This is a genomic window from Flavobacterium anhuiense, from assembly GCF_050990855.1.
Classification (GTDB): domain Bacteria; phylum Bacteroidota; class Bacteroidia; order Flavobacteriales; family Flavobacteriaceae; genus Flavobacterium; species Flavobacterium anhuiense_C.
The window spans coordinates 482501-499819 of record NZ_CP158861.1 but is presented as its reverse complement, the minus strand read 5'-3'; the positions used below and the strand labels follow the sequence as shown (position 1 = coordinate 499819).

The following is a 17319-nucleotide window of genomic DNA, read 5'->3' as shown; positions in this document are numbered from 1 at the left end:
TATGTTGAAATATAGTAAGGCTTTAGGTTTGGTTGTTTTTGTCTTTTTGTTTGCCATGTGTAACCAAAAAAGCAAGAGTGAAACTGAAAAAGAAACCATTTTAAAAGGATCACTTGATATTGCAGTTGATGAAACGGTAAAGCAAATTGTAGACGATCAGGTTGCTGTTTTTGAAGGCACTTACTATGATGCAAAAATTACAGTACAACCAAAATCAGAAGCGGAAGTAATTAATGATTTATTAAATCAGAAAGCTAAAGTTGCGATTACTGCACGAAATCTAACTGCAGAAGAAATAGCTCGTTTTGACAAAAGTAAAATCAAACCAAGGATAACTCCTTTTGCTCATGATGCTATTGCTTTTATTTCAAGCAAAAGCAATAATGATACGTTAATTGCGTTGAAAAGTGTGATCGATTTCATGCAAGGTAAGACAGATGGTAAAATTAAAGGCCTTGTTTTCGATAATCCTAATTCAAGTACAGTTCGTTATATGAAGGAATTGGCGAAAGTAAATGAAATTCCCAAAACAGGTGTTTTCTCATTTAAAACAAATAATGAAGTAATTAAATTTGTTTCCGAAAATGAAGGAATGATTGGGGTTATTGGTATAAATTGGTTTTATCAGCCAACTCCTGAGATGACGGAGATTATCAATAAGATTAATGTTCTTTATGTTAAAGGCTTAGATAGCAATGAATATTATAGCCCTACCCAAAATGACCTAGAAATTGGAAAATATCCTTTGGCACGTGATTTGTTTATTATAAATTGTCAAGGTTATTCAGGACTTGGAATGGGCTTCGCTTCATTCATAGCTGGTGATATAGGACAACGTATTGTTTTGAAATCTGGATTACTACCATTCAAAACTCCAGGTAGAAAACTTAAAATTAGAAGTGAAATAATAAAAGATAAAGAATAAATTAATTACAATAAAGATGAATAAATTTAAAATTTTTAGTCTTGCATTAGTTGCCTCGGCTTCGGCGGCAAAAGCGCAAGATATCAACCAAGCAAAGAAGGCAATCGATGCTGAGCAATTTGATAAAGCAAAAACAATCCTTAAATCAATCATCAAAGCTAAACCTTCAGATGGAGAAGCAAATTTTGTTTTAGGAAATGTTTATTTGAATCAATCTGTGGTGGATTCTGCTAAAATCTATTACAATAATGGATTACAGGCTTCAGATAAGAAAAACTTAAATTATATTGGTTTAGGTCAATTAGATCTTGATGCGAAAAATACTGCAGCTGCTCAAGCAAATTTTGCTTTAGCGACTAAAGACATGAGAAAAAAAGATATAAATGAATTTATTTATATCGCTAGAGCTTATATGAATTCTGAGAATCCAGATTACAAAAATGCTATTGAAGTTTTGAAAAGAGCTTTGTTAGTTGATCCTCAAAATGCACAAGCTTTATTAGCAATTGGAGATGCTTATTACGGAGCTAACAATCAAAATGATGCGTACAAAGCTTACCGTGATGCTTTTACAGCCGATAATACTTTACTAAGAGCAAAAATGCAGCTAGGTGTTTTATTGAAAGGAGCTAAATCTTACGATGAAGCTATTAAATCTTTCAATGAAGTTATTGCTTTAGATGCTAACTACGGACCAGTTTATAGAGAGCTTGCCGAAACATATTACAAATGGGCAAGAAATAAACCTTCTACTGCTAAAGTGAACTTGCAAAATGCAATTACAAACTATGAGAAATATTTAAGTTTGACAGATTACTCTCTTGATTCTAAAATGCGTCATGCAGATTTCTTGATTTTAGTTAAAGATTACAAGCAATTAGAAACTGTTGCAAACAAAATGATTGCTCAGGATAAAGTTAATCCTAGAATCTATAGATATTTAGGATATGCTGCTTATGAAAACGGAAATGTTGATGTAGCAATTAAATCTATCGAAGATTTTATCAAAGCTCCTGGAAATAAAGTTATTGGTAGAGACTACTACTACTTAGGTTTAGCTAAAATTAAAAAAGGAACTGCAGCTGATGGTACAGTAGATCAAGCAGCTTTTGATTCAGGCTTAGCTGATATCAAAAAAGCGGTTGAATTAGAGCCTCTTGTAGTTGAAGAATTTGCAGATTTCGGGAAAGAATTATTCGGAAAAAAACAATATGCACAAGCAGCAGCTATTTTTGAATTAGGAGCAAACAATTCTGAGTCTAAAAATTACTTAGATGACAGTGTTTATTATGGAATTTCTTTATACTACGGTAACGCTAGCAAACCAAAAGAAAGTCGTGATGCTGTTGCTTTAGGTAAAGCAGATGCAGTTTTCGATAAAATTTTAGCGACTGCGCCTAGCTATGATGAAGCATACTTGTACAAAGCAAGAATTAATTCTTTATTAGACAAAGATGATATGATCATTAAAAACTACGAAGAGTATGTTACTAAAATTTCAGCAAAAGGTGCAGAAGAAGTAGCTAAGCCAGCTGTAGCTAAAAAATTTGTTGAAGCTTACAACGGTATTGGTGCTGCTTATGCTAATACAGATAAAGCTAAAGCTATTGAGTATTTCAATAAAACTTTAGTTTTAGATCCTGCAAATTCATATGCTACGCAATCTATTAAAGCTTTAAAATAATAAAGCTTTAAAAAATAACCAAAAACCGATAGTTCAAAAAACTATCGGTTTTTTTTGTTCCATATATTATTGACTATCTTTGCACTCTTAAAATAGTAAAATGTTACCAAAAGAAATACAATTAGAAGTAAATAAAGGAGCAATGCTTCCTTTGATGGAGGAATTTTATACCATTCAAGGTGAAGGTTCGCATACGGGAAGAGCTGCTTATTTTATTAGAATTGGTGGATGCGATGTAGGATGTCATTGGTGTGATGTGAAAGAAAGCTGGAATGCTGAGCTTCATCCGCCGACAAGTGTAGATTTAATTGTTGAAAATGCTGCGAAATATGCGGATACTGTTGTAGTCACTGGCGGAGAACCTTTGTCTTGGGATATGACATTTTTAACAAAGCGATTAAGAGAAAAGGATTTAAAAGTTCATATTGAAACTTCTGGTGCTTTTCCATTGTCTGGAACTTGGGATTGGATTTGTCTTTCGCCAAAGAAGAACAAATTACCAACTCAAACCGTGTATGATAATGCTCATGAATTAAAAGTGATTATTTACAATAAACACGATTTTATTTTCGCAGAGGAACAAGCAGAGCTCGTAAATGATAATGCAATTTTATTTCTTCAACCAGAATGGAGTAAAAAAGAAGAAATGACGCCACTTATTGTAGATTATGTTATGAATAATCCGAAATGGAGAGTTTCATTACAGACTCATAAGTATCTTAATATTCCATAAAACAAAAAATCTCTTCAAGCGAAGAGATTTTTTGTTTATAGAAGTTTACAGTTCTGTATAAAAAGTAAACACCTAATTACTTCCAATCTTTGTAATTTTTCAAAGTAGTAATGTGTGTCAAATGATGATTTCCATGCCAAGCATACATTCCGATAATCTTTTTAAGTTTGTTCTCCGAATTATCTGCAGGATGTATGAACGTTTTTTCTAAATCAGATTCTGATAAATTTCTCATAATATATCCTAATCTAAAATGAAGTCCTTTCAGTAAATCTAAAGTTGGCTGAATAGGCATAGTTAAATTATCATTTATTTCCGACCAAAGAACTTCATCATATGGTTTAATCACGGGATTATTTTCTGTTAATGTCCATTTCAGTCGAATGTAACAATGCATGTGGCTTTCAGCGCAATGATGAATAACTTGTCTGACAGTCCATCCATCAGGACGATATGGTGTGTCCAATTGTTCATCAGTTAAATGAATTGTTTCATTTGCTAGTTTTTCTGGGAGACTTTCAATTGCTGCAATTTTTTCAGCAAGATATTCCTTTGAATAATTCTCTGGAGCAATAAATTTTCCAATAGGATATTTTAATTTTTCTAAATTTAGTTCTTTCATGATTTTTTATGGTTTGTTTTAAATAGAAAGTCTGGCCAAATAATCATAATGTTCGCCTTCAAGAATAAGTTCGCAATTTAAACCATTAGCAATTGCGGCATTTTGAAGCGTGTTGTAATCTAAATACAACCAATCAAAAGGCTCTTCTTTTTCTCCTTTATAGCTAATATTAAAAACTAATTCTCCATAATAATCATTTTCAGACGGAATCCATTTGCCGCCGTCCTCATCTTCATCAAACATATAGATAATATCAGAACTGTCTATCAAAATTTGTCCGCCAGAGTTCAAAAGGGATTTTAACTTAGACAAATACGTATTGCAATTTTTTAACCGACCAAAAATCCCTGTTCCATTCATTAGAAGTAAAATCGTGTCGAATTTTTCCCCTTCAAAGTCTAAAATATTTTCAACTCTAGCATTTTTAATTCCGCGAAGGCGACAAGTTTCAATTGCTTTTTCTGAAATATCAATAGCTTGTACTTCTAGATTGAGTTCGTTTTGTAGAGATAATACATGACTGCCAGCGCCGCAACCTACATCTAGTATTTTTCCTTTTGCCAATTGCAGCGCTTTTTGCTCAATTTTTGGCATTTCATTATAAGTGCGGAAAAGATATTCGACACTCATTTCGTCTTCTTCAGAAATTGAAGTTTCGGTAATAATGTCTTCAGGTGAATTTTTGGTGTAAAAATCAAATATTGCTTTCCCAAAAAGATCTTTCATTGTTTTAGTTCAAAGTTTAAGGTTTCAAGTTCAAAGTTGTTTAATTTTGCAAATCAACTTTAAAGATTAAACTTGAAACAGATTTTAAATAACTTAAATAAGTTAGCCAAAGATAAGCATAACGAGAATAAAAAGTATTTCGATAAGCTTAAAAAGAAACCGCCAAAGAATTTAGATTACATTATGCAAGATTTGCATGAAGCTGAATTTAAAAGGACGGATTGCTTGAAGTGCGCTAATTGCTGTAAAACAACAGGACCATTATTTACATTGGCAGATATTGAGCGTATTTCAAAACATTTTAGACAAAAACCACAGCAATTTATTGATCAATATTTGCGAATTGACGAGGATAAAGATTATGTTTTGAAAAGCGTTCCTTGTACATTTCTGGATAATGAAAACTATTGTATGATTTATGACGTTCGTCCAAAAGCTTGTAGAGAGTTTCCACATACAGATCGAAATAAATTTTATCAGATTTCGAACTTAACGTTAAAAAATGTTGAAATTTGTCCAGCAGCCTTTAATATTGTAGAGGAGATGAAAAAGAAATTGCCTCTATAAGTGATTGAACGAGTATTTGTTTCTAAGAATTTCTTTATTTCCTTTTTTGAGATGTATTTTTGAGAAAGGAAGAACTATAAACAACGTAAGTAAAACAAATAATTTGAATTTAGAATATTTCATAGCCAAAAGACTTATTACTGCAAAAGATTACAAAAGCAGTATTTCGGCACCCATTATAAGAATTGCTATTTCTGCAATCGCAATCGGAATCGTTATGATGATGGTTTCTGTAGCTACAGGGATAGGTTTGCAAAAAAAAATTCGGGACAAAGTCTCGGCGTTCAACGGACAAGTTATAATTTCTAATTATGATAATAACAATTCAGAAGTTACAACGGTTCCTATTTCTAAAAAGCAAGATTTCTATCCTAATTTTAAATCTGTTCCAGAGGTTAGTCATATTCAAGCTGTAGCAAGTAAGGCTGGGATTATTAGAACAGAAAATGCTTTTGAAGGAATTATATTCAAAGGAGTAGGGACAGACTACAATTGGAACAATATAAAAGAGTATATTGTAGAAGGGAAAGTTCCAGATTTTACAAAAGCAGTAAATGAAGATGTCATTATTTCTAGATTTCTTGCAGATCGTCTAAATTTAAAATTAGGAGATCAGTTTAATACTTTTTTTTTAAAAGAAGAACAGGGGAAACTTCCAAACAGTCGTCGATTTAAAATAGCTGCCATATTTAATTCAGGGTTCCAAGATTTTGATGCGACATATATTATTGGAGACATTAGGCATGTTCAAAGAATTAATAAATGGAATGAAAATCAAGTCGGAGCATTTGAGGTTTTTGTCAAAGATTTTAAGGAAATAAAATCAGTCGGAAATAAAATTTACGAAGAAACTTCGTCTAACCTTGATACAAAAACGATTGTAGAAAAATACAGTTATATTTTTGATTGGCTTCAACTATTCGATTTTAATATTATAATCATTTTAGGGATTATGATTCTAGTGGCAACAATTAATATGGTTGTCGCTTTACTGGTTCTTATTTTAGAGAGAACCCAAATGATTGGAATTTTAAAATCGATGGGGGCAAATAATTGGTCAGTCCGTAAGATATTTTTATATAATTCCTTTTATCTCATACTACGCGGACTATTCTGGGGGAATTTGATTGGAATTTCAATTCTGCTAATTCAGCAGCAATTTGGTGTCATTCAGCTCAATCCAGAAAACTATTATGTCAATCAAGCGCCAGTTTATCTCAATTGGTTTTATATATTGCTATTAAATCTGCTTACTGTCGGAGTTTGTTTCCTAGTGCTATTAATTCCTTCTTATATAATAACCAAAATATCTCCAGTAAAAGCAATTCGCTTCGACTAATTTAAAATAAACGCACAGATTCAACCCGACAGTTTTTCAAAGCTAGTCGGGTTTCTTTTTGAAATACCATATATAAGTATAGAATCCTACCTGAGCGCAGCAAAGCAGAGCTGGGGCTTTAATGCATTACGATTCTCGAAACCCGAGAGGTTTTTAAAACCTGTCGGGTTTATTAACGGCACATATTATATATAAGTATAGGATGTGAAGCTGAGCGAAGCGAAGCCTATTAAGCTTTGGAATTTGGAATTTTTTAAATTGGAATTTGATAAGGAGCTTAATCCCGCTATCCGCTGCAATCTTTTTATGGCGAACCCCGCCATAAAAAGGATTTCCGCTGCTATCGGGGCTAGGGCATGGGTTTCCATAAGGGATTTTCGGGAAAAAGAAGATTCTCGAAGCATGAAAAATCATCTGAAAAGGGCATCATGGAGTAAAAATCCAATAAAAAGGAAGGTTCAGAACCCCTATAAAATATGAAAAATCGAAGCAAAAGAAGAAAAACCCCACAGAGATGCGAAAATAATCAGATTGTAAAAACACCGTTATCAGTTAGTTAAGAAAAAGATCAAAAAAAAGCAAAAAAAAGCGTGATAAAAAGCTTGGAAAAGCGGAAAAAGGTTCTACTTTTGCACCCGCAACAGCGAAAAACGCTCTTAGAAATTCCGGTAGCAGGCAAGAATCGAAAAGGAAAGAAATTTTCAAAAAAAAGATTCGGAAAAGCTTGCGGGAATTGAAAAAGCTTTTTACATTTGCACCCCGCAAAACACGGAAAGTTCATTGGAAGATTGGAAGGAAAACGGAGAAAGGAAGCGAAAAAAAAAGTTTCAAAATTTTTCGGGTTTTGCTTGCAGGAAACAAAAAGAATTTTTAGTTTTGCACCCGCTTTGAGAAACAAGCGATGAAGGAATAAAAGACACGTTCGTAGACATATTGAATTGACAGCCGTCCCGCTTAACAGCGGGACAAAAGAAATAAGAGCAGTAGAATCGAGAGATTCGAAAAAGAACCGATAGAAAGCGTCGAATATATAATATTAAAATATACGATGAAGAGTTTGATCCTGGCTCAGGATGAACGCTAGCGGCAGGCTTAACACATGCAAGTCGAGGGGTAGGGTTCTTCGGAACCTGAGACCGGCGCACGGGTGCGTAACGCGTATGCAATCTGCCTTTCACAGAGGAATAGCCCAGAGAAATTTGGATTAATGCCTCATAGCATTGGATAAGGGCATCCTTTTCCAATTAAAGTCACAACGGTGAAAGATGAGCATGCGTCCCATTAGCTAGTTGGTAAGGTAACGGCTTACCAAGGCGACGATGGGTAGGGGTCCTGAGAGGGAGATCCCCCACACTGGTACTGAGACACGGACCAGACTCCTACGGGAGGCAGCAGTGAGGAATATTGGTCAATGGGCGCAAGCCTGAACCAGCCATGCCGCGTGCAGGATGACGGTCCTATGGATTGTAAACTGCTTTTGTACGGGAAGAAACACTCCCTCGTGAGGGAGCTTGACGGTACCGTAAGAATAAGGATCGGCTAACTCCGTGCCAGCAGCCGCGGTAATACGGAGGATCCAAGCGTTATCCGGAATCATTGGGTTTAAAGGGTCCGTAGGCGGTCTTGTAAGTCAGTGGTGAAAGCCCATCGCTCAACGGTGGAACGGCCATTGATACTGCAGGACTTGAATTACTGGGAAGCAACTAGAATATGTAGTGTAGCGGTGAAATGCTTAGAGATTACATGGAATACCAATTGCGAAGGCAGGTTGCTACCGGTGGATTGACGCTGATGGACGAAAGCGTGGGTAGCGAACAGGATTAGATACCCTGGTAGTCCACGCCGTAAACGATGGATACTAGCTGTTGGGCGCAAGTTCAGTGGCTAAGCGAAAGTGATAAGTATCCCACCTGGGGAGTACGAACGCAAGTTTGAAACTCAAAGGAATTGACGGGGGCCCGCACAAGCGGTGGAGCATGTGGTTTAATTCGATGATACGCGAGGAACCTTACCAAGGCTTAAATGCAGACTGACCGATTTGGAAACAGATCTTTCGCAAGACAGTTTACAAGGTGCTGCATGGTTGTCGTCAGCTCGTGCCGTGAGGTGTCAGGTTAAGTCCTATAACGAGCGCAACCCCTGTTGTTAGTTGCCAGCGAGTAGTGTCGGGAACTCTAACAAGACTGCCAGTGCAAACTGTGAGGAAGGTGGGGATGACGTCAAATCATCACGGCCCTTACGCCTTGGGCTACACACGTGCTACAATGGCCGGTACAGAGAGCAGCCACCCCGCGAGGGGGAGCGAATCTATAAAGCCGGTCACAGTTCGGATCGGAGTCTGCAACTCGACTCCGTGAAGCTGGAATCGCTAGTAATCGGATATCAGCCATGATCCGGTGAATACGTTCCCGGGCCTTGTACACACCGCCCGTCAAGCCATGGAAGCTGGGGGTGCCTGAAGTCGGTGACCGCAAGGAGCTGCCTAGGGTAAAACTGGTAACTAGGGCTAAGTCGTAACAAGGTAGCCGTACCGGAAGGTGCGGCTGGAACACCTCCTTTCTAGAGCCCGAGTGTTAGCCGTTGGGCACGCTTGGGAAATAAGATGCCGACAGAGGTTCGGAATCCCGAAATTGTATTGCTCTTGCTGTTAATTTAAAAAAAAATGATAAGGAATCAAGAAGACAGAGTCTCGTAGCTCAGCTGGTTAGAGTACTACACTGATAATGTAGGGGTCGGCAGTTCGAGTCTGCCCGGGACTACTAAAAACCTGATTCAGGAAATTCTAGAGGTTATAATCCTTATTTTTTGGAATTTGGAATTTAAAAATTTGGAATTTTAAAAAAAATGGGGGATTAGCTCAGCTGGCTAGAGCGCCTGCCTTGCACGCAGGAGGTCAACGGTTCGACTCCGTTATTCTCCACGGAAGCGTAAGCTTTAAAGTTCATTGACATATTGGGATAAGAAAATAATAAGAAAGTAGAAAGCGTTTTTCTTAAGCGAAAGCATAAGGAAAACAAAACAAAACGGATCATATTAAATTATGATTTGGTGCAATAAGCAAAATAAGGGCGCATGGGGAATGCCTAGGCTCTCAGAGGCGATGAAGGACGTGATAAGCTGCGAAAAGCTGCGGGGACGGGCACACACCGATCGATCCGCAGGTATCCGAATGGGGCAACCCGCTATATTGAAGATATAGCACACCGATAGGTGGGCAAACCCGCTGAACTGAAACATCTAAGTAGGCGGAGGAGAAGAAAACAAAAGTGATTCCGTAAGTAGTGGCGAGCGAACGCGGATTAGCCCAAACCAGCATTGTTACGGCCTTGCTGGGGTTGTAGGACCGCGATATTTCATGCGCAAGGAACCGGAAGCTTCTGGAAAGGAGCGCCATAGAGGGTGACAGCCCCGTATGGGCAACGAGCGTAATGGATAGCGGTATCCTGAGTAGGGCGGGGCACGTGAAACCCTGTCTGAATTCGGCGGGACCATCCGCTAAGGCTAAATACTCCTGAGAGACCGATAGTGAACCAGTACCGTGAGGGAAAGGTGAAAAGAACCGTGAATAACGGAGTGAAATAGATCCTGAAACCATGCGCTTACAAGCGGTCGGAGCCCTTTCGTGGGGTGACGGCGTGCCTTTTGCATAATGAGCCTACGAGTTAACGCTGCTGGCAAGGATAAGTGGTTAAGCCATGGATCCGCAGCGAAAGCGAGTCTGAATAGGGCGCTTTAGTCAGTAGTGTTAGACGCGAAACCGTGTGATCTACCCATGGGCAGGTTGAAGCTGTGGTAACACACAGTGGAGGACCGAACCGGTTGACGTTGAAAAGTCTTCGGATGACCTGTGGGTAGGGGTGAAAGGCCAATCAAACTCGGAAATAGCTCGTACTCCCCGAAATGCATTTAGGTGCAGCGCTGAGGATAGTTATATAGAGGTAGAGCTACTGATTGGATGCGGGGGCTTCACCGCCTACCAATTCCTGACAAACTCCGAATGCTATATAATGTTTCCCAGCAGTGAGGGCTTGGGTGCTAAGGTCCAAGTCCGAGAGGGAAAGAACCCAGACCATCAGCTAAGGTCCCCAAATATATGCTAAGTTGAAAGAACGAGGTTTGTCTGCCCAGACAGCTAGGATGTTGGCTTGGAAGCAGCCATTCATTTAAAGAGTGCGTAACAGCTCACTAGTCGAGCGGACGAGCATGGATAATAATCGGGCATAAGCATATTACCGAAGCTATGGATTTTGCAGTGATGCAAAGTGGTAGGGGAGCATTCTGACAGGGCAGAAGGTGTATCGTAAGGTATGCTGGACCGGTCAGAAAAGAAAATGTAGGCATAAGTAACGATAATGCGGGCGAGAAACCCGCACACCGAAAAACTAAGGTTTCCACAGCTATGCTAATCAGCTGTGGGTTAGTCTGGACCTAAGGCGAACCCGAAAGGGACAGTCGATGGCCAACGGGTTAATATTCCCGTACTTCTTATTGCTGTGATGGGGTGACGGAGTGATGAAAGCGCCGCGAACTGACGGAATAGTTCGTTGAAGTACCTACCTATAAGAGATGCAGGCAAATCCACATCTTTTGGGGAAATACGATAGTACTCGGAGTCTTCGGACAAAGAGATAGTGCGCCTAAGGGCTTCCAAGAAAAACCTCTAAACTTCAGGCAGTAAGAACCAGTACCGTAAACCGACACAGGTAGTTGAGGAGAGAATCCTAAGGTGCTCGAGAGATTCATGGCTAAGGAATTAGGCAAAATAGACCTGTAACTTCGGGAGAAAGGTCGCCCCGAGCAATCGGGGCCGCAGTGAAGAGGTCCAGGCGACTGTTTATCAAAAACACAGGGCTCTGCAAAATCGCAAGATGAAGTATAGGGCCTGACACCTGCCCGGTGCTGGAAGGTTAAGAGGAGATGTTATCTTCGGAGAAGCATTGAATTGAAGCCCCAGTAAACGGCGGCCGTAACTATAACGGTCCTAAGGTAGCGAAATTCCTTGTCGGGTAAGTTCCGACCTGCACGAATGGTGTAACGATCTGGACACTGTCTCAGCCATGAGCTCGGTGAAATTGTAGTAACGGTGAAGATGCCGTTTACCCGCAGTGGGACGAAAAGACCCTGTGCACCTTTACTATAGCTTAGTATTGACCTTGGATAAATGATGTGTAGGATAGGTTGGAGACTGTGAAGGGGCGTCGCCAGGCGCTTTGGAGTCATTGTTGAAATACAACCCTTTGTTTATCTGAGGCCTAACCCCGCGATGTGGGGGACAGTGCTTGGTGGGTAGTTTGACTGGGGTGGTCGCCTCCAAAAGAGTAACGGAGGCTTCTAAAGGTTCCCTCAGCACGCTTGGTAACCGTGCGTAGAGTGCAATGGCATAAGGGAGCTTGACTGAGAGACATACAGGTCGATCAGGTACGAAAGTAGAGCATAGTGATCCGGTGGTTCCGCATGGAAGGGCCATCGCTCAAAGGATAAAAGGTACGCCGGGGATAACAGGCTGATCTCCCCCAAGAGCTCATATCGACGGGGGGGTTTGGCACCTCGATGTCGGCTCGTCACATCCTGGGGCTGGAGAAGGTCCCAAGGGTTGGGCTGTTCGCCCATTAAAGTGGCACGCGAGCTGGGTTCAGAACGTCGTGAGACAGTTCGGTCTCTATCTACTGCGGGCGTTAGAAATTTGAGTGGATCTGATTCTAGTACGAGAGGACCGAATTGGACAAACCTCTAGTGTATCTGTTGTCCCGCCAGGGGCACCGCAGAGTAGCTACGTTTGGAAGGGATAAGCGCTGAAAGCATATAAGCGCGAAACCCACCACAAGATGAGATTTCTTTTAAGGATCGTGGAAGATGACCACGTTGATAGGCTACAGATGTAAAGGCAGTAATGTCATAGTCGAGTAGTACTAATAATCCGTAAGCTTATGCACACCCTTTTCCTCCCGAGCAATCGGGAGGAGAGAACTTTCTAAAAAAAAGCTTATTTGTTTCTTTATCCCAGTATGTTAAAATATTGTTTGATTGATAATTAATAATTTATAATTAACAATTAAAAAGATTGCCCAAAGCAATTATAACTTCTTAAGGTGGTTATTGCGGCGGGGCTCACCTCTTCCCATCCCGAACAGAGAAGTTAAGCCCGCCTGCGCAGATGGTACTGCAGTTATGTGGGAGAGTATGTCGTCGCCTTTCTTTTGAAAAACCCTGTCCGAATCGGACGGGGTTTTCTGTTTTATGCCGGTTTTGGAGATTACTCTTGAAAAGAAAACCTTCAACTTCGGATCAGTACGAAAACCTGTGAGATTGAAAAATTAAGCATAAATATTTGGTTAGTCTAAAAAGAAGAATTCTACATTTCTAGACCCTCTGAATTTTGCCCTGAAGTTTTTATTTTTGTATTGAATGATTCTATATTGTTCGGAATACTGTATTGAAGGATTTGAAGCTTGACTGATTAACTTTTTTGGTGCCATTTGGCAAGTTTAGTGAGTCCTATGATTTTGCTGTAGTTTTTTAAAATATACTATGCAGATCCTGGGTAAAGTGATATGCTTTTTCAGTCTCAGGATGCAATTGAAACAGCAGCTGTACTCTTCTAGTCTGATTTATGGACCATTTTGATCTGCTTTTGTATAAAAAATAACGGCTTCTTGCCAGCAACTGTTTCACTTCAGGTTCAAACTTTTTATTAAATTTTTTAGCTTTTTCTATATTCATTTTCAGGATCAATGACCTACCAGTGGTATTTAATCCTTATTTCCTGCTGGGATTCTGAAGCTAGCTTTTGAACATGAAAACGGTTTGTAGCATGAACTGCGTTGTGAAAACACTTTTTGGTAATTAAGCCCATGCTTCCAGTCATATCCAAAGTGATCTCCTTGGCCATGTTTCTTTTTTTTAACCGGTATTTTTTTTCAATTATCTCAATGATGGACTCCACTTTGGTTCCTGCCGCTATAGCTACAATGGTGTCTTTTCTGCTTTTTGGTTAATTTCCTGTTCAAAATAGTGTGCAGTTCTCCATTGGAAAAGAGAAGTTTTATCTATTTATAGATGTTTGGTGATATTTTCAAGAAAAACAAGCTATTTTTTAGCATGCTGCTTCTGATTCCAATTTTAAAATCGCTTAAGAAATCTTTATACTGATACTGCAGGTTTTTCCCTCTTATACCATAAAAAAAACTAGCAATTGTATTGGTGTCATTTGAGGTAGAATCTATTGATTTCTTTTAAAAAAGACGCAAACTCCTGTGTGACACGAGTTCCGTCTGCAATTAAATTTTAATCTCTGAAAACCATTTTTCCATTATCCTCATTGAGCCATCTTCTGCGGGTGATATGCAGATAAGCCTGATGCCCTTGGATGGGAAATCCTGAATACTGTTATTTGGTCAAAAAACTTTAGGGCTTAATTTATATTCACAATATTCTTTTGGAATGGAATTGATTTCTTTTAAATACAATTGAAGATATCTTTTCCTTTCCCATAGCAAGTAAGCTCAAAATAGTCAACTATTATTTCTGGCAATAGTAATTTAAGTAGATCTAAAAAGGAGTCCAGCATTTGATTATTTTTGAAATGCAAAAATCGACTTGTATATTTCTCCACAGTTTTTTGACTTGATCCAAAAAGCCAAACTCTCCGAAAAGTGTGTTAGCGGTGGGAGCGGTGTCCTTTTGAGGGATATTGGACTTAAAGGAAGTTTATTCTGAAAAATCTAAATTATGTTTGCTTATAATGTTAGGTTCTTGTTGTATTTTATTAGTTTGTGATTTTATTATTGCAAATTGCTTTGGGTAAGCAGAATTGAAATTCCAATAAGATTTCTCCAAGAATAAAGCTCGAGAAGGATTGGTTAAAGGGCATTGTGTAAGAAAATTTCGCAATTGACTAGTTATTGATTTTCATTGATTCAGAATTCTGATGATTTGAGTTCTTTTCTGAGCTAAACAAAATAGATGGTAAAAGGTTATTTTAAATAAAAGTTTTCGGTGTAATTTTTAATGTTAAAACTTAAAAAATCATCCTGTCTGTAAATAATTAAAATGATAATCATAGAAAAGGCAATCAGTATTAACTTGGCTAATTAATAAAACGCAAGCATGATGAAATTCTCGCAACGTATATATGTAGAGGCACACTGCAGTGCATCTTCTTATCGATGGAATCCTATTTGGAGTGGAAATTAGATTTTGCATCCATATATATAGCTCCTCGCAACTCGACAGATTTTGAAAACCTGTTGGGTTTATAATTTCGTATATAGGAGAGGCCTGCCAAGCAGAGGGCAACGCAGCGGTAAGTTTTGGCATTTGGAATTTCAATAATAATAAGGAGCTTCTTCCCGCTATCCGCTTCAATCTTTTTGGGGCGAACCCCGCCCCAAAAAGGATTTCCGCTTCTATCGGGGCTAGAAATCCAGATTTCAGAAGAAAGCTTTTGGATAAAGATGTTCTCAGAACCATAATAAAAGAGCGGAAAACGGTTGTAAAGAATAAAAAATCCTCAGAAAAGAGAATCTAAACGATGGGTAAAATAAGAAAAACACAGTCAAAGGAAGAAAAACCTTACAAGCAATAAAAAATAATTGATCTGTAAAGAAGCTGTTACCAGTTAGTTAAGAAAAAGATCAAAAAAAAGCAAAAAAAAGCGTGATAAAAAGCTTGGAAAAGCGGAAAAAGGTTCTACTTTTGCACCCGCAACAGCGAAAAACGCTCTTAGAAATTCCGATAGCAGGCAAGAATCGAAAGGAAAGAAATTTTCAAAAAAAGATTCGGAAAAGCTTGCGGGAATTGAAAAAGCTTTTTACATTTGCACCCCGCAAAACACGGAAAGTTCATTGGAAGATTGGAAGGAAAACGGAGAAAGGAAGCGAAAAAAAAAGTTTCAAAATTTTTCGGGTTTTGCTTGCAGGAAACAAAAAGAATTTTTAGTTTTGCACCCGCTTTGAGAAACAAGCGATGAAGGAATAAAAGACACGTTCGTAGACATATTGAATTGACAGCCGTCCCGCTTAACAGCGGGACAAAAGAAATAAGAGCAGTAGAATCGAGAGATTCGAAAAAGAACCGATAGAAAGCGTCGAATATATAATATTAAAATATACGATGAAGAGTTTGATCCTGGCTCAGGATGAACGCTAGCGGCAGGCTTAACACATGCAAGTCGAGGGGTAGGGTTCTTCGGAACCTGAGACCGGCGCACGGGTGCGTAACGCGTATGCAATCTGCCTTTCACAGAGGAATAGCCCAGAGAAATTTGGATTAATGCCTCATAGCATTGGATAAGGGCATCCTTTTCCAATTAAAGTCACAACGGTGAAAGATGAGCATGCGTCCCATTAGCTAGTTGGTAAGGTAACGGCTTACCAAGGCGACGATGGGTAGGGGTCCTGAGAGGGAGATCCCCCACACTGGTACTGAGACACGGACCAGACTCCTACGGGAGGCAGCAGTGAGGAATATTGGTCAATGGGCGCAAGCCTGAACCAGCCATGCCGCGTGCAGGATGACGGTCCTATGGATTGTAAACTGCTTTTGTACGGGAAGAAACACTCCCTCGTGAGGGAGCTTGACGGTACCGTAAGAATAAGGATCGGCTAACTCCGTGCCAGCAGCCGCGGTAATACGGAGGATCCAAGCGTTATCCGGAATCATTGGGTTTAAAGGGTCCGTAGGCGGTCTTGTAAGTCAGTGGTGAAAGCCCATCGCTCAACGGTGGAACGGCCATTGATACTGCAGGACTTGAATTACTGGGAAGCAACTAGAATATGTAGTGTAGCGGTGAAATGCTTAGAGATTACATGGAATACCAATTGCGAAGGCAGGTTGCTACCGGTGGATTGACGCTGATGGACGAAAGCGTGGGTAGCGAACAGGATTAGATACCCTGGTAGTCCACGCCGTAAACGATGGATACTAGCTGTTGGGCGCAAGTTCAGTGGCTAAGCGAAAGTGATAAGTATCCCACCTGGGGAGTACGAACGCAAGTTTGAAACTCAAAGGAATTGACGGGGGCCCGCACAAGCGGTGGAGCATGTGGTTTAATTCGATGATACGCGAGGAACCTTACCAAGGCTTAAATGCAGACTGACCGATTTGGAAACAGATCTTTCGCAAGACAGTTTACAAGGTGCTGCATGGTTGTCGTCAGCTCGTGCCGTGAGGTGTCAGGTTAAGTCCTATAACGAGCGCAACCCCTGTTGTTAGTTGCCAGCGAGTAGTGTCGGGAACTCTAACAAGACTGCCAGTGCAAACTGTGAGGAAGGTGGGGATGACGTCAAATCATCACGGCCCTTACGCCTTGGGCTACACACGTGCTACAATGGCCGGTACAGAGAGCAGCCACCCCGCGAGGGGGAGCGAATCTATAAAGCCGGTCACAGTTCGGATCGGAGTCTGCAACTCGACTCCGTGAAGCTGGAATCGCTAGTAATCGGATATCAGCCATGATCCGGTGAATACGTTCCCGGGCCTTGTACACACCGCCCGTCAAGCCATGGAAGCTGGGGGTGCCTGAAGTCGGTGACCGCAAGGAGCTGCCTAGGGTAAAACTGGTAACTAGGGCTAAGTCGTAACAAGGTAGCCGTACCGGAAGGTGCGGCTGGAACACCTCCTTTCTAGAGCCCGAGTGTTAGCCGTTGGGCACGCTTGGGAAATAAGATGCCGACAGAGGTTCGGAATCCCGAAATTGTATTGCTCTTGCTGTTAATTTAAAAAA

The 17319-nt window shown here is 39.8% G+C and carries 10 protein-coding genes, 2 tRNA genes and 4 rRNA genes; 11 read left to right on the top strand and 5 right to left on the bottom strand.

What is annotated here, in order from left to right; genetic code table 11:
- The first annotated feature begins 1 nt into the window (after nucleotide 1).
- The 3 genes from ABTV69_RS02430 (at nucleotide 2) to ABTV69_RS02420 (ending at nucleotide 3342) form a co-directional block, all read left to right on the top strand.
- Nucleotides 2-925, top strand: coding sequence for a PstS family phosphate ABC transporter substrate-binding protein (locus ABTV69_RS02430; RefSeq protein ID WP_433833922.1), 924 nt, complete (start codon nucleotides 2-4; stop codon nucleotides 923-925).
- Nucleotides 926-941: 16 nt separating this feature from the next.
- Nucleotides 942-2609 carry a tetratricopeptide repeat protein gene (locus tag ABTV69_RS02425; RefSeq protein WP_433833919.1) on the top strand — a complete coding sequence of 556 codons (1668 nt, stop codon included), beginning with the start codon at nucleotides 942-944 and terminating at the stop codon, nucleotides 2607-2609.
- A 100-nt stretch (nucleotides 2610-2709) separates the two neighbouring features.
- Nucleotides 2710-3342 carry a 7-carboxy-7-deazaguanine synthase QueE gene (locus tag ABTV69_RS02420; RefSeq protein WP_433833917.1) on the top strand — a complete coding sequence of 211 codons (633 nt, stop codon included), beginning with the start codon at nucleotides 2710-2712 and terminating at the stop codon, nucleotides 3340-3342.
- 76 nt (nucleotides 3343-3418) lie between these two features.
- Here the strand turns inward: ABTV69_RS02420 and ABTV69_RS02415 are convergent, their stop codons facing one another.
- Both ABTV69_RS02415 and ABTV69_RS02410 read right to left on the bottom strand, forming a co-directional pair.
- Nucleotides 3419-3964: a YfiT family bacillithiol transferase gene (locus ABTV69_RS02415; protein WP_433833915.1), complete on the bottom strand. Its 546-nt coding sequence runs from the start codon at nucleotides 3962-3964 to the stop codon at nucleotides 3419-3421.
- Between the two features lie 18 nt (nucleotides 3965-3982).
- Complete coding sequence (locus ABTV69_RS02410) at nucleotides 3983-4690, bottom strand: class I SAM-dependent methyltransferase (protein ID WP_433833913.1); 708 nt, start codon at nucleotides 4688-4690, stop codon at nucleotides 3983-3985.
- A gap of 72 nt (nucleotides 4691-4762) precedes the next feature.
- Here ABTV69_RS02410 and ABTV69_RS02405 point away from each other — a divergent pair, with 72 nt between their 5' ends.
- From ABTV69_RS02405 to rrf, 7 genes are all read left to right on the top strand, one after another.
- Nucleotides 4763-5257 carry a YkgJ family cysteine cluster protein gene (locus ABTV69_RS02405; RefSeq protein WP_433833911.1) on the top strand — a complete coding sequence of 165 codons (495 nt, stop codon included), beginning with the start codon at nucleotides 4763-4765 and terminating at the stop codon, nucleotides 5255-5257.
- A gap of 103 nt (nucleotides 5258-5360) precedes the next feature.
- Nucleotides 5361-6596 carry an ABC transporter permease gene (locus ABTV69_RS02400; RefSeq protein ID WP_433833909.1) on the top strand — a complete coding sequence of 412 codons (1236 nt, stop codon included), beginning with the start codon at nucleotides 5361-5363 and terminating at the stop codon, nucleotides 6594-6596.
- 1045 nt (nucleotides 6597-7641) lie between these two features.
- Nucleotides 7642-9155, top strand: a 16S ribosomal RNA gene (locus ABTV69_RS02395).
- A gap of 126 nt (nucleotides 9156-9281) precedes the next feature.
- A tRNA-Ile gene (locus ABTV69_RS02390) sits at nucleotides 9282-9355 on the top strand.
- An 87-nt stretch (nucleotides 9356-9442) separates the two neighbouring features.
- Nucleotides 9443-9516: transfer RNA gene (locus ABTV69_RS02385), tRNA-Ala, on the top strand.
- Between the two features lie 130 nt (nucleotides 9517-9646).
- A 23S ribosomal RNA gene (locus ABTV69_RS02380) occupies nucleotides 9647-12529 on the top strand.
- Between the two features lie 152 nt (nucleotides 12530-12681).
- Nucleotides 12682-12791: ribosomal RNA gene (gene rrf, locus ABTV69_RS02375) — 5S ribosomal RNA — on the top strand.
- Together the 16S, 23S and 5S rRNA genes with 2 tRNA genes alongside form the textbook arrangement of a ribosomal RNA operon.
- Nucleotides 12792-12928: 137 nt before the next feature.
- Here the strand turns inward: rrf and ABTV69_RS02370 are convergent.
- The 3 genes from ABTV69_RS02370 to ABTV69_RS02360 are packed head-to-tail and all read right to left on the bottom strand — an operon-like array spanning nucleotide 12929 to nucleotide 13539.
- Nucleotides 12929-13072, bottom strand: a complete 144-nt coding sequence (locus tag ABTV69_RS02370; RefSeq protein WP_433833907.1) for a hypothetical protein — start codon at nucleotides 13070-13072, stop codon at nucleotides 12929-12931.
- Nucleotides 13073-13112: 40 nt separating this feature from the next.
- The gene (locus ABTV69_RS02365) at nucleotides 13113-13316 is read right to left on the bottom strand and encodes a transposase (protein ID WP_433833905.1); all 204 of its coding nucleotides are present in this window, start codon (nucleotides 13314-13316) and stop codon (nucleotides 13113-13115) included.
- Nucleotides 13317-13332: 16 nt separating this feature from the next.
- Entirely contained in the window at nucleotides 13333-13539 is a 207-nt protein-coding gene (locus tag ABTV69_RS02360) for a transposase (protein ID WP_433833903.1), read from the bottom strand.
- Between the two features lie 2165 nt (nucleotides 13540-15704).
- Here ABTV69_RS02360 and ABTV69_RS02355 point away from each other — a divergent pair.
- Nucleotides 15705-17218 (top strand): 16S ribosomal RNA (locus ABTV69_RS02355).
- Nucleotides 17219-17319: the final 101 nt, after the last annotated feature.